Raw genomic sequence first — 13,184 nt, 5'->3', positions numbered from 1 at the left:
CCCCCCCGCCGTTGTCGCCTCCCCCGCCGCAGCCGGCCGCCAGCAGCGCGAGCGCGGCGGCGCCGATCACCGCGGCACGCCCGCGGCGCCCACGGGTCGGTCGGGACTCGTTCGTTCGGTTCGCTCTCATCGCCTGCCTCATCGTCGGGGCTTGGGCGGACTCGCCCAGGGATGTGAGTGTTAAGCCAGTGAATTAACAAAGTCAATCCCCTGAACGGAACGAACCCTTGCGCGACGAATGACAGTTGACGATCGTGGTGCCTGATGCGCACCTACCAGAACCCGGTCATCGGCGGCTTCCACCCCGACCCGAGCGTCGTCCGTGTGGGCGAGGACTACTACCTCGCCTGTTCGAGCTTCGAGTACTTCCCCGGCGTCCCCCTCTTCCACAGCCGCGACCTGGTGCACTGGCGCCAGCTGGGCAACGTCCTCGACCGGCCGTCCCAACTGCGGCTGCCGCCCGGGACACCGGCCTCCGCAGGGATCTACGCCCCCACCCTCCGCCACCACGACGGCCGGTTCTGGCTGATCACCACGGTGGTCGGCGCCGGCGGCACCTTCGTCGTCCACGCCGAGCGGCCCGAGGGCCCCTGGTCGGACCCGGTCTGGATCGACCTGCCCGGCATCGACCCGGACCTGGCCTGGGACGAGGACGGCTCCTGCTGGTGCGCCTTCTCGGACGGCGGGATCCGGGTGGCCCGGATCGACCCGCTCACCGGCGCGGTGCTCGAAGGACCCCGGCCGCTGTGGTCGGGCACCGGGCTCAAGTACCCGGAGGCCCCCCACCTCTACCGGATCGACGACTGGTGGTACCTGCTGCTGGCCGAGGGCGGCACCGAGCGCGGGCACGCCGTCTCGATCGCCCGTGGCCGCTCACCGCGCGGCCCCTTCGAGCCGGCGCCGGCCAACCCGATCCTGACGCACGGCGGCACCGACCGGCCGATCCAGTCCACCGGCCACGCCGACCTGGTCCCGGCGGCCGACGGCACGTGGTGGCTGGTGCTGCTGGCCACCCGCCCCCACGGGCACACCCCCAACTTCCACGTGCTGGGCCGGGAGACGTTCCTGACGCCGGTGCGCTGGGCGGACGGCTGGCCGGCTGTCGGGCCGGTCCTGGAGCGCCACCCGGCGCCCGCGGCCTGGCACCCGTGGGACGCGGAGCCCGTCCGCGACGACTTCGACGCGCCGGCACTCGCCCCGCACTGGGTCTCGCCGCGCGAACGCCCCGACGGCTCCTGGTCGTTGACCGCCCGCCCCGGCTGGCTCAGGCTCACCGCCACCGGGCCCGCCCTCGACCGCGCCGGGCACACCCTCGTCGGCCGGCGCCAGCAGCACCCGGACTGCCGGGTCCGCGTCGGGATCGACCCCGGCTCGGCCACCGCCGGCCTCGTCGTACGGCTGGACGAGGCACACCACTACGCCCTGGAGGTGGCCGACGGCGAGGCCCGGGTCGTCGCCCGCGTCGGGCCGCTGAGCCAGTGCGTGGCCCGCCGGGCGGTCCCGCCCGGGCCCCTCACCCTGCTGCTCGACATCCGCACCCGCGACGTGCTGCCGCCCTCCGTGACCGGCGCCGGGCAGGCGGCGGGCGAGCCGCTCGGCGTGTGGGCCACCGGCCCCGACACCCTCGGCTTCGCGGTGCTGCCGGCCGGCGCCGAGGAGCCGACGCCGCTCGCCGAGTTGGACGGCCGCTACCTGTCGACCGAGGTGGCCACCGGCTTCACGGGGCGCGTCATCGGCATGTACGTCACCCACGGGAGCGCCGACTTCGACTGGTTCGACTACGAACCGACGCCCGACGACGCGGGGTGAGGCGCGCGTCGGGCCGGCCACCGGTGGCGGTGGCCGGCCCGACGGCGGGCCCGACGACCTGCCCGAGGCCGGCCCGAAGACCGTCAGAAGCGGGCGCCGACGGCGGCCCCGTTGGCGGGGCGGAGGAAGGTGGACGACGGGATGGCGCCGTTCGCCTGGCGCGGCCCGGCGATCGACGCCGGGTTGGTGCTGACGAGCGCCCAACTGCCGCCGATGTTCCACGAGTTGCCGCTGCCCCCGGAGCCGGAGCCGAGGGACACGTCGGTGCCGTTGGCCACCGCGAGGCTCGCGGTCACGGTGCTGCTTGACCGGCTGAGGTTGAAGCCGGTGCCGCCGTTCCGCCAGGCCGTCGAACGTTCGATCACCAGCCGGCCGGGGTTGCCGTTGTCGATGAAGCCACCGACCGCGTTGTCCCACGCCATGCTGTTGCGGGTGACATGGGCCACGGCCGGGTCGGTGTCCCCGCCGCCGCCCAGCTTGAAGCCGTTGCCGTCGCCCGTGTAGTCGGGCAGGTTCCACCGGTTGACGCCGTTGCCCCAGGCCAGGCTGGATTCGACGACGATCGGGGAGAGGAACTCCCAGGCGTCGAAGCCGTCGTCCGAGTTGTTCCAGAGCCGGGCGCCGCGCACCACGTTGCCGCTGCCCGAACCCTCCTTGATGGCCAGGCCGTCGGCGCTCTCACCGTTCTTCCGCGGGTCGCGGTTGCCGTAACTGTCCAGGTTGATGATCTGGTTGTTGCCGGACGCGCCCTGGAGGTGGAGGCCGCTCTCGTAGTTGTCCCGGGTGATCAGGCGTTCGAAGACGTTGTTGTTGGTGTCCAGGCCGAAGATGCCGTAGGGGCCGTTGGCGATCTCCAGACCGATCAACCGCCAGTGGTCGCCCTCGATGTGGAGGGCGCCGCGCTCGGCGCGCGGGATGCTGCCGTCGACGGGTGCCGGGGTGTGCGGCATGTTCTCGCCGTCGATGACGGCCCGTTCGCCGTTGTACGTGGTGAGGGTCAACGGCGCGCTCGCGGTGCCGTTCTTGTTCAGCTGGATGTTGGTACTCGGCGCGTAGGTGCCGGCCCTGAGGTAGATCGTGTCGCCGGCGACGGCGAGGTCGACCGCGCGCTGCACCGTGCGCAGCGGGGCGGCGAGGGTGCCGGCGTTGCCGTCGTCGCCGCCGGGCGACACGTAGAGCGCGGTGGCCAGGGCGCCGACGTCGTCCGCCGCGGTCGCGGCCGCCGCGGTGGCGGGCAGGGCCGCCCCCGCGCCGGCGAGCAGGGCGAGGGACGCGATCAGGGCTCTCAGTCTCATGGTGCGACTCCATGGTCGACGGGGTGCGGTGCCTGTCGCGGTGCTGAAAGCGCTTTCCATCCGACGCCGGATGCTAGTGGTGGGCCATGCCCACGTCAACGGCCGCGGTCCGGGCACCCGTTGGCGACGCGCGCCGGACGGCCGTGGCCACGACGAGGGACGCGGTCAGGTGCGGTCAGGTGCGGTCAGGAGGTGCGGTCGGGAGACGCGGTCAGGAGATGCGGTCGGCCAGCGCGAGGATGTCGCGGGCCCGGCTGACGACCGGGGCGTCGACGAAGCGGCCGTCGGGCAGGGCGACGGCGCCGACGCCGCGGTCGCCGGCCCGCTCGGCGGCCTCGACGACCTCCCTGGCGCGGCTGATCTCCTCCGCGGTGGGCCGGAACGCGGCGCGGATCGCGGGGATCTGGCGGGGGTGGATGGCGGTGCGGCCGAACATGCCGAGGTCGCGGCCGTGCGCGCAGGAGGCCCGCAGCCCCTCGGTGTCCGCGATGTCCGGGTAGATCGACATCGGCACCGGGTCGAGCCCCGCCGCCGCCGCGGCGAGCACCACGCGCAGCCGGATCTGGTCGAAGGCGGACTCCAGGCGGATGGCGAGGGCGGCCGTCAGGTCCTGCTCGCCGAGCGCCAGCCCGGCGACCCGCGGGTGGGCGGCGATGGCGTCGGCGTTGGCGAGGCCGCGCGCGGACTCGAGCAGCGCGTGCGCCGGCGTGGCCTGGTCGCCGAAGGTGTCGTCGACGAGGGCGAGATCGTCCGGCGAGTCGACCTTGGGGAGCCGCACCGCGTCGAGCCCCGGCAGCCCCGCCAGCGCCCCGAGGTCGTCGCGGCCGCGCGCGGTGGCCAGGTCGTTGACCCGGACGTGCAGTTCGGGGCCGGCCTCGGCCGGGGGGCGGTCCGCGAGGCGGCGCACCGTGTTCTCCCGGGCGGCGTCCTTGCGGCTCCCGTCGACGGCGTCCTCCAGGTCGATGATGACGACGTCGGCGCCGCTCGCCATCGCCTTGTCGAAGCGTTCCGGGCGGTCCCCCGGGACGTAGAGCCAGGTGACGGGGATGCTCACGCTATGATCCCCCGCTCGCGCAGCGCGGCGATCTGCTCGGCCGGGTAGCGCAGGTCGGCCAGGATCTCGTCGGTGTGCCGGCCCAACGGCGGCCCGGCCCAGCGCACTTCACCCGGCGTCTCGGAGAGCCGGAACAACACGTTCTGCACGGTGACGGCGCCCAGCTCCTCGTCGGGCAGTTCGACGAAGGTGCCGAGCGCCTCGTACTGCGGGTCCTTGGCGACGTCGGAGACGTCGTAGACGGGCGCGATCGCCGCCTGCGCCCGGGTGAACTCGGCGATCACCTCGTCCGCGTCGCGCTCGGCGATCCAGCAGCCGACCGCCGCGTCCAGCTCGTCGACGTGCGCGACCCGGCCGGCTCCGGAGGCGAACCAGGGGCGCTCGGCCAGCTCGGGGCGGCCGACCAGCCGGATCACGCGTTCCGCGATCGGCTGGGCGCTGGTGGAGACGGCGACCCAACGCCCGTCCCTGGTGCGGTAGGTGTTGCGCGGGGCGTTGCTCGCGGAGCGGTTGCCGGTGCGTTCGGGGATCACGCCGAGGGCGCGGTAGGCCGTCATCTGGGGGCCGAGGAGGCCGAGGAGGGGTTCGATGATCGCCATGTCGACGATCTGTCCGCGCCCGGTGGACTCGCGGGCGCGCAGCGCCACCATGACGGCGTAGGCCATGGTCAGCCCGGCGACGCCGTCGGCCAGGGCGAGCGGCGGCAGCACCGGTGGGCCCTCGGGGTCGCCGGTGCTGGCGGCGAAGCCGCTCATCGCCTCGGCCAGCGTGCCGAACCCGGGGCGCCCGGACATCGGCCCGAACTGCCCGAAGCCGGTCATCCTGGCCAGGATCAGCCGGGGGTTCTCGGCCCACAGGGCCTCGGGCGAAAGCCCCCATCTCTCCAGGGTGCCCGGGCGGAAGTTCTCCACCAGGACGTCGGCGTCCGCGGCCAACCGCCGCAGGATCTCCTGCCCTTCGGGCTCCGAGAGGTCGACGGCGGCCGTGCGCTTGTTCCTCGACAGGGTCTTCCACCAGAGGCCGACCCCGTCGGCGGCCGCGCCGTGGCCGCGGGCCGGGTCGCCCCGCCTGGGGTGCTCGATCTTGATCACGTCGGCGCCGAAGTCCCCGAGCAGCATCGCTGCGGTGGGGCCGGCGAAGAGGGTCGCGGTGTCGATGACTTTCAGGTCGATCAAGCTCACCATGGAGATATAAGTTATAACTTACAGCCTGTCAGTCAAGAGGGCCGACCTCGACGGGTCCTGGCGCACGACCGCGCGAGATACTTCGGGGACGGGGCCACCGCCACGGGGTCGCCGCGAGACGAAGGGCAGCGATGCAGTCACGTGAGCCGGCGGAGGGTCACCGCCAGCCGTTGAGCAAGGCCGACTACGTGTACGAGGTGCTGCGCGACGAGATCCGCAACGCCCGGGTGCCGGGCGGCACCCAGCTCAAGGCCGCTCACCTCGCCGAGCGCCTGGGCGTCTCCATCACGCCGGTGCGCGAGGCGTTGCGCCGCCTGGAGAAGGACCGCCTGGTGAGCTACCAGAGCCACCGTGGGGCCACGGTGATCGACCTCAGCGACGAGGCGCTGCTGGAGTTCTACAACGTGCGCGCGGTGGTGGAGGGGCTCGGCGCCCGACTGGCCGCGGCCCGGATCACCCCCGGGCAGTTGGCCGAACTCCGGTCCCTGCACGGGCAGATGGTGGCGGATGCCGCCGAGCGGCGGTTGGTCGGGCTGGGCGAGCTGAGCCGCCGGCTGCATCTGGCGATCGCGGACATCGGGGGCCCGGCGTTCCTCGGCCAGCACGCGCACGCCATCCGCGACAGCCACCCGGTGCCGGCGGCGGCGTCGCTGTGGCTGGACGCGGAGCAGGCCGAGGCCCATCTGGCGGAGCACGCGCGGCTGTTGGACGCGTTGGAGGCCGGCGAGGGCGAGGCGGCCGAGCGGATCATGATCGCGCACGTCAGGGCCAGCGGCGCGTACCGGGTGGGCGGGCCGGTCGGCGACTGACCGGCGCGCGCCGCGAGCGGGGTCGCCGGCCCGGTCGCGACCATGGCCGTGGCCCCGCCCACGTGCCAAGCTGGTGCCGTGGCGACCGATCCCCACGCCGGCGATGGAGCCAGGCGCAACCCGGAGTTGCGGCGGGTGGCCATGCGCCGGCAGGTGTCGGAGGCCGGGTTCGTGCGGGTCTCCGAGCTGGCCGCCAGGTACGGCGTGAGCATCATGACGGTGCACCGGGATCTGGACGAGCTGGCGCGGCGCGGCTTCCTGCACAAGGTGCGCGGCGGGGCGACCTGCGCGCCCACCACCACCTTCCACGGCGACCTCGACCACCGGATGCGGGCCCAGGTGGAGGCCAAGGAGGCCATCGCGCGTGAGGTGCTGGCGTCCGAGGTGCGGCCGGGTCAGGTGGTCGCGCTCGACGACAGCACGACGTCGCTGATGCTGGCCAGGCTGCTGCCGGAGCGGGCGCCGTTGACCGTCGTCACGCACTTCCTGCCGGTGCTGCGGGCGTTGGCCGCCCAGCCGGGCATCGAGTTGGTGGGGCTCGGTGGGCGGTACGACGCGGCCTACGACTCGTTCCTCGGCCAGGCGACGGCGCGGGCGGCGTCGGGGCACTGCCCGGACGTGCTGTTCCTCTCGACGACGGCGGTGGCGCGCGGCGTCTGCCGGATCCAGTCGCGGAACACGATGGTCACCCGGCGGGCGTTGATCGCCTCGGCGGCCCGCAGCGTGGCGCTGATCGACCACAGCAAGTTCGACCGGCTGGCGCCCTACCGGCTGGCCGCCGTCGCCGAGTTGGACCGGGTGGTGGTGGACGCCGCCACCCCCGAGCCCACGGTGCGCGAGCTGCGCGCCAGGGGCGGCCTGATCGACGTGGTGGACGTCGGCTGACGCCCTGTCACACGACGTCAAGGCGTGTGAAGTTCACCGTCCAAACCTCGGTTGACGAACCGCGATCCCGCCCCTGAGCTGGGAGTTCGCCCGAACCGTCGGGCACCGCGACCAAGATCGATGTGAAGAGTTGCGAACTCCGGAGAGGCGTGCGTGTAATACGCGTCACTTCTGGCTCGGCCGGAAAGAGGTGGTGCGGCGATGGTGCTGGACGACGGGCCGTTCGCGGTGTGCGTGGACGCGGGCACGACGGTCATCAAGGCCGTGGTGTTCGACGCCGCGGGCCGCGAGGTGACGGTGTCCCGCCGGGACACCGTGGTCGACCACCCACGTCCGGAGCGCGCCGAGCAGGACATGGACGCGGTGTGGCGGGCGGTCGCCGCCGCCGTGCGCGAGGCCGTCGCCCGGGCGCCGGGGCCGGTCCGGCTGTTGGCGCTGACGGCGCAGGGCGACGGCGCCTGGCTGGTCGACCGGCACCACCGGCCGGTGCGCCCCGCGGTGCTGTGGAACGACGCCCGCGCGGCCGACGTGGTCCGGGCCTGGCGGGCGGCCGGGGTGCTGGAGCACGCCTACCGCGAGAACGGCTCGCTGACCAACGCCGGGCTGCCCAACGCGATCCTGCGGCGGCTCGCCGTGGAGGAGCCGGCGGCGCTGCGGTCCGCGCACGCCGTGCTGACGTGCGGCGGCTGGCTGTTCCTGCGGCTCACCGGGGTACTGGGCGTCGAGGTGTCGGAGGCGTCCGCGCCCTGGCTCGACATCCGCGCCCGCGGCTACTCGGACCGGCTGCTCGACGCGTACGGGCTCGCCGAACACGCCCGGCTGCTGCCGCCGTTGCTCACCGGCGCGGACCAGGTCGGCGAGCTGACGGGCGCGGCGGCGGAACCGCTCGGCCTGCCGGCCGGCACGCCCGTGGTGCTCGCGCCCTACGACGTCGTGGCCACCGCCCTGGGCACCGGCGCCACCCGGGCCGGCCAGGCGACCTGTGTGCTGGGCACCACCCTGTGCACCGAGGTGCTGGTGGAGGCGCCTGACACGTCGGGCGAACCGTCGGGGCTCACCCTGGCCTTCGGCCCGCCCGCGCCGCTGCTGCGGGCGTTCCCCACACTGGCCGGCACCGGCGTGCTGGACTGGACGGTCGACCTGCTCGGGCTGCGCGACCACGAAGAACTGTCCGCCCTCGCGGCCCGGTCGGCGCCCGGCGCGGACGGGCTGCGGCTGCTGCCCTACCTGTCGCCGGCCGGCGAGCGGGCACCGTTCCTCGACCCGGCGGCCAGCGGGCTGGTCACCGGCGTGCTCTTCGCCCACCGGCGCGAGCACCTGGCCCGCGCGGTGCTCGAAGGGCTCGCGCACGTCATCAGGGACTGCCTGGCGGCCGCGCCGCACCGGCCCGTCGAACTGACGCTGTGCGGGGGCGGGGCGGCGAGCGCGCTGTGGTGCCAGCTGATAGCGGACGTCACCGGCGTGCCGGCGGTCACCACCGAGGACAGCCAGGTGGGTGCCAAGGGGGCGCTGCTGTTCGCGCTGACCGCGCTCGGCGACTTCCCCGACCTCGGCTCGGCGGCCGGCGCTCTCGTTCGGCGGCGGAGCACGCTGGCGCCCGAGGCCGCGTCGCGGGAACTCCACGACCACGAACACGCGGAGTTCCTGGCCACCAGGGAGTTGGCCGCGACCCGCTGGAAGGGGTGGCGCGCCGATGGCTGAACCCGTGTGGATCGGCGTCGACCTCGGCACCCAGAGCGTCCGGGCGCTGGCCGTGGACGACGCCGGCCGGACCGTGGCCGGCGCGGCCAGGCCGCTCGGCGGCCGGCGCGAGGGGCCGCGGCACGAGCAGGACCCGGCCGACTGGTGGACGCTGGCCGCGGACGCGCTGGCCGAACTGTCGACGGGGCTCGGCGGCCGCCCGGTGGGCGCGCTCGCCGTCTGCGCCACCTCGGGCACGGTGCTGCTGACGGGGGCGGCCGGCGTCCCGCTGACCCCGGGCCTGATGTACGACGACGCGCGCGCCGGCGCGCTGGCCGCGGCCGCCCAGGAGGCCGGCGCCGCGCTGTGGACGCGGCTCGGCTACCGGATGCAGCCGACGTGGGCGCTGCCCAAGGTGCTGTGGTGGCGGGACCGGGGGCTGTTGGCCGGCGGTGTGCGGCTGGCGCACCAGCCGGACGTCGTCGCGGCCGCGCTGGTCGGCCATCCGGTGGCCAGCGACTCGAGCCACGCCCTCAAGACCGGCTACGACCTGGTGGCGGAGCGCTGGCCGACCGAGGTACTGGCCCGGCTCGACGTGGACCCGGCCGCGCTCCCGGAGGTGGTGCGCCCCGGGACGGTGCTCGGCGCGGTGTGCCGGGAGGCCGCCGCCCGCACCGGACTGCCGCCCGGGACCCCGGTGGTGGCCGGCATGACGGACGGCTGCGCGGCACAGCTGGCCGCGGGGGCGCTCGGCGTCGGCGAGTGGAACGCGGTGCTGGGCACGACGCTGACGCTCAAGGGGGTCAGCGCGGCGCTGCCGAACGACCCGACGGGCGCCGTGTACTCGCACCGCGCGCCGCACGGCGAACTGTGGCTGCCGGGCGGCGCTTCGAGCACCGGCGCGGGCGCGGTGCGGGCGCTGTTCCCGGGTGCCGACCTGGACGCGTTGACGGCCGGCGCGGCGCGGGTGCGCGACGTGGCGCCGTGCTATCCGCTGGTCGGCCCGGGCGAGCGGTTCCCGTTCGTGGCGCCGGAGGCGCGCGGCTTCCTCGGCCGCGGGCCGCTGGCGGTGTCCGGTGACCGGGCGGCGGTGTTCGCCGCGGTCTGCCTGGGGGTCGCGCACCTGGAGCGGCTGTCGTTCGAGGTGCTGGCGGCGGCCGGCGCCGACGTGGGCGGCCCGGTGTCGTTCACCGGCGGCGCCACCCGCAACGCCTGGTGGAACCAGCTGCGGTGCGACGTGCTCGGCGTCCCGGTGCGGCTGCCGGCCAACCCGGAGCCGGCGCTCGGCATGGCGGTGCTCGCCGCCGGCGCCGTCACCGGCGACGTGCCGGACGCGGCCCGGCGGCTGGTGCGGGTGCGCCGCGTCATCGAGCCGGACCCGGCGCGGACCGCCGCGCTCGCCCCCGCCTACCACGCGCTGGTCGCGGAGCTGGTCCGACGCGGCTGGCTCGACCCGCGGTTCGCCGCGGACGGCGGGTGAACCACGGACGCGGGTGCGTCACGGAAACGGGTGCGTCACGGAACGGGTGCATCACGGATGAGTGAGGGAGGAAACGACGTGTCGGAACCGATCCCGGTGCTGGTGGCCGGCGACCACTTCGTGCTCAACCGGCTCCTGGTGGAGGCGTTGCACGAGGCCGGCGGGCCGGCGGCCTGGCGGGTGCGGGAGCTGGAACTGCCCTGGCCCCACGTGCCGTTCGGTCCGATCGCCGAGGTTCGGGAGGCGTCGGGCTCAGAGGACCGGTTGATCGAGGCGTTGGCCGGCGCGCGGGTGTGCCTGACCCAGATGGCGCCACTGACCCGCCGAGTGCTGGAAGCCTGCCCGGAGTTGGAGCTGTTCGCGGTCTGCCGCGGCGGCCCGGTGAACGCCAACCTGGCGGCGGCGGCCGAGCACGGCGTCGCCGTCACCTTCGCCCCGGGCCGGAACGCGGCCTCGACCGCCGAGCACACCCTTGCCCTGATGCTGGCCGCGATGCGGCGCATCCCGCCCGCGCACGAGTCCATGCTGGCCGGCCGCTGGGACGGCGGCGGCTACGCGTACGACGCCGCCGGGCTCGAACTCGCCGGCCGCACCGTGGGGTTGGTCGGGGCGGGGGCGGTCGGCGGCCGGGTCGCGACGGCGCTGCTCGCGCTCGGCGCGCACGTCCTGGTGGCCGACCCCTACGCGGACCCGGCGGCGATGCCGGCCGGGGTGCGGATGGTGGGACTCCCGGAGCTGCTCGCCTCGTCCACGGTGGTCTCGCTGCACGCCCGGCTCACCGCCGAGACGACCGGACTGATCGGTACGGCCGAACTGGCCGCGATGCCGCCGGGATCGGTGCTGGTGAACTGCGCGCGCGGCGCGCTCCTCGACTACGGCGCGTTGGCGGCCGCCCTGCGGAACGGGCACCTGTTCGCGGCCGGCCTCGACGTCTACGACGTGGAGCCGCTGCCGCCCGACCATCCGCTGCACGGCGCGCCGGGCCTCGTGCTGACGCCGCACCTGGCCGGCGCCAGCCGCGCGGTCGCCGAGCGCGCCGCCCGCATGGTCGCGGCCGAGGCCACCCGCTGGCTGCACGGCGAGCCGCCCCTGCACCAGGCCACGGAGCCGCCGCGCTCCGCCGGCGCCGCCCCGTCCCCCACCCGGCCGAGGACGGTGCCCAGGTGACCGGCGCCGCGGCGCCGCCGCCCCCGACGCGGCGCGCCGAAGGCGGGCGCCACCGGCCGGCGGGGCCGGCCTCCTTCGGCGGCCGGGGATCGGTGGTGAACCGGTGAGCGGGCGGCTGCTGTTGGTGCGGCACGCGGAGACCGTGTGGCACCGGGACAACCGGTACGCCGGCGCGCGCTCCGACCCCGACCTGAGCGAGACGGGGCGGCGACAGGTGGTGGCGCTGGCCAGGGCGGCGCCCGCCGAGGGCGTGGACACCGTGGTCAGCTCGCCGCTGCGCCGCGCCCTGCGCACGGCCCGCCCCACGGCGGAGACGTGCGGGGTGCCCGTGCGGGTGGTGTCCGACCTGCGCGAGGTCGACTTCGGTGCCCTGGAGGGCCGCACCAGGGCGGAGGCCGACCCGGAGTTGGTGCGGCGGTTCGTCGCCGACCCGGTGGCGCACCCCTTCCCCGGCGCCGAGCCGCCGCAGGACGCCGCCCGGCGCGCGGCGGACGCGCTGCGCGAGGTCGGCGCCCGGCATCGGGACGGCACCGTGCTGGTGGTCGCGCACAGCACGGTGCTGCGGCTGGCGTTGTGCGCGCTGATCGGCCTGGACCTGTCCTCGTACCGTCACGTCTTCCCCCGCTTCGACAACGTGGCGGTCACCGAACTCCGGCTGCCCGCCGACCCGGACCTGCCGGCGGCCCTGCTGTCCCTCAACCGTCCGATCCTCCCCCGCTGAACCCGACCCGGAAGGGAACGTCGTGCGCAGACTCGTTCACCTCACCGCGACCGCGCTGCTCGCCCTGACCGCCGCGACCGCCTGCTCGTCCGAGGGCGAAGGCGGCGGCTCCGGCGGCAACGGCGACGGCCAGGACGCCAAGATCGCCTTTCTGATGCCGGACATCGCCTCCACCCGCTACGAGCTCTACGACAGCCCGCTGTTCGAGGCCCGGATGGCCGAACTCTGCGCCGACTGCGAGGTCATCTACAACAACGCCAACGCGGACGCCTCCCGCCAGCAGCAGCAGGCGAACTCGGCGCTGGCGCAGGGCGTGGACGTGATCGTGATCGACCCGGTCGACTCCACGGCCGCGGCGAGCATCGTCAACGCGGCCCGGGCGCAGGGCGTTCCGGTGATCGCCTACGACCGGCCGGTCCTGGAGACCCCGCCGGACTTCTACATCTCCTTCGACAACGAGGCGATCGGCGAGAGCATCGGCCAGTCCCTCGTCGACCACCTCCGGGAGACCGGCGCCGAGGGCGGGCTGCTCCAGGTCAACGGCTCCCCCACCGACGCCGCGGCCGGGCTGATCAAGGACGGCATCCACAACGCGATCGACGACAGCGGCTTCGAACTGCTCGCCGAGTACGACACGCCGGACTGGCAGCCGGCGGACGCCCAGGAGTGGGTGAGCGGGCAGATCACCAGGTTCGGCGACGGGATCGCCGGCGTGGTCGCCGCCAACGACGGCACCGGCGGCGCGGCGATCGCCGCCTTCCGGGCGGCCGGCATGCCGGTACCGCCGGTGACCGGCAACGACTTCGAGGTCGCGGCGGCCCAACGGGTCGTGTCCGGCGACCAGTTCAACACGATCTCCAAGCCCATCGCGATCGTCGCCGAGGCGGCGGCCGAGGCGGCCTACGGTTTCGTGTCGGGCGAGGAACCGGAGGGCGAGACCACCCTCTTCGACACCCCCGCGCAGCTGTTCGAGCCGACGGTGGTGACGTTGGACAACATCGCCGAGGTGCTGGCGGAGTCCGAGCAGATCGAGGTGTCCGAGGTGTGCACGGCCGAGTACGCGGACGCCTGCGCCGCGGCCGGCCTGAGCTGAGCGGGGC

The 13,184-nt window shown here is 75.0% G+C and carries 11 protein-coding genes; 8 read left to right on the top strand and 3 right to left on the bottom strand.

What is annotated here, in order from left to right; translation table 11 throughout:
• Window positions 1–264: 264 nt before the first annotated feature.
• Window positions 265–1,809, top strand: a complete 1,545-nt coding sequence (locus E1283_RS04330) for a glycoside hydrolase family 43 protein (RefSeq protein WP_132816513.1) — start codon at window positions 265–267, stop codon at window positions 1,807–1,809.
• An 83-nt stretch (window positions 1,810–1,892) separates the two neighbouring features.
• Here the strand turns inward: E1283_RS04330 and E1283_RS04325 are convergent, their stop codons facing one another.
• The 3 genes from E1283_RS04325 to E1283_RS04315 all read right to left on the bottom strand — a co-directional run bounded on the left by E1283_RS04325 (window position 1,893) and on the right by E1283_RS04315 (window position 5,342).
• The gene (locus E1283_RS04325; protein WP_132816512.1) at window positions 1,893–3,104 is read right to left on the bottom strand and encodes a right-handed parallel beta-helix repeat-containing protein; all 1,212 of its coding nucleotides are present in this window, start codon (window positions 3,102–3,104) and stop codon (window positions 1,893–1,895) included.
• 211 nt (window positions 3,105–3,315) lie between these two features.
• Window positions 3,316–4,158 carry an HpcH/HpaI aldolase/citrate lyase family protein gene (locus E1283_RS04320; RefSeq protein WP_132816511.1) on the bottom strand — a complete coding sequence of 281 codons (843 nt, stop codon included), beginning with the start codon at window positions 4,156–4,158 and terminating at the stop codon, window positions 3,316–3,318.
• Window positions 4,155–5,342, bottom strand: a complete 1,188-nt coding sequence (locus tag E1283_RS04315) for a CaiB/BaiF CoA transferase family protein (RefSeq protein WP_132816510.1) — start codon at window positions 5,340–5,342, stop codon at window positions 4,155–4,157. The genes E1283_RS04320 and E1283_RS04315 overlap by 4 nt, the downstream gene beginning before the upstream one ends.
• Before the next feature lie 131 nt (window positions 5,343–5,473).
• Between E1283_RS04315 and E1283_RS04310 the strand changes: the two genes are divergently transcribed.
• The 7 genes from E1283_RS04310 (at window position 5,474) to E1283_RS04280 (ending at window position 13,177) form a co-directional block, all read left to right on the top strand.
• Window positions 5,474–6,151, top strand: coding sequence for a GntR family transcriptional regulator (locus tag E1283_RS04310; protein WP_243744588.1), 678 nt, complete (start codon window positions 5,474–5,476; stop codon window positions 6,149–6,151).
• A 78-nt stretch (window positions 6,152–6,229) separates the two neighbouring features.
• On the top strand, window positions 6,230–7,036 hold the full coding sequence (locus E1283_RS04305) for a DeoR/GlpR family DNA-binding transcription regulator (RefSeq protein ID WP_243744587.1): 807 nt from the start codon (window positions 6,230–6,232) through the stop codon (window positions 7,034–7,036).
• Between the two features lie 201 nt (window positions 7,037–7,237).
• Window positions 7,238–8,737 (top strand): FGGY-family carbohydrate kinase, encoded by a 1,500-nt coding sequence (locus E1283_RS04300; RefSeq protein ID WP_132816508.1) that lies wholly within the window; start codon window positions 7,238–7,240, stop codon window positions 8,735–8,737.
• Window positions 8,730–10,196, top strand: coding sequence for an FGGY-family carbohydrate kinase (locus E1283_RS04295; protein WP_207930294.1), 1,467 nt, complete (start codon window positions 8,730–8,732; stop codon window positions 10,194–10,196). Before E1283_RS04300 ends, E1283_RS04295 begins: the two co-directional genes overlap by 8 nt.
• 78 nt (window positions 10,197–10,274) lie before the next feature.
• A complete protein-coding gene (locus E1283_RS04290) occupies window positions 10,275–11,363 on the top strand; it encodes an NAD(P)-dependent oxidoreductase (RefSeq protein WP_243744586.1) in 1,089 nt (362 codons plus the stop codon).
• A gap of 103 nt (window positions 11,364–11,466) precedes the next feature.
• Window positions 11,467–12,084: a histidine phosphatase family protein gene (locus E1283_RS04285; RefSeq protein ID WP_132816506.1), complete on the top strand. Its 618-nt coding sequence runs from the start codon at window positions 11,467–11,469 to the stop codon at window positions 12,082–12,084.
• 22 nt (window positions 12,085–12,106) lie between these two features.
• A complete protein-coding gene (locus tag E1283_RS04280; protein WP_207930293.1) occupies window positions 12,107–13,177 on the top strand; it encodes a substrate-binding domain-containing protein in 1,071 nt (356 codons plus the stop codon).
• Window positions 13,178–13,184 lie beyond the last annotated feature (7 nt).

This window comes from Streptomyces hainanensis, assembly GCF_004348415.1.
Taxonomy (GTDB): domain Bacteria; phylum Actinomycetota; class Actinomycetes; order Streptomycetales; family Streptomycetaceae; genus Streptomyces; species Streptomyces hainanensis.
This window is presented reverse-complemented; position numbering and strand designations above follow the sequence as displayed.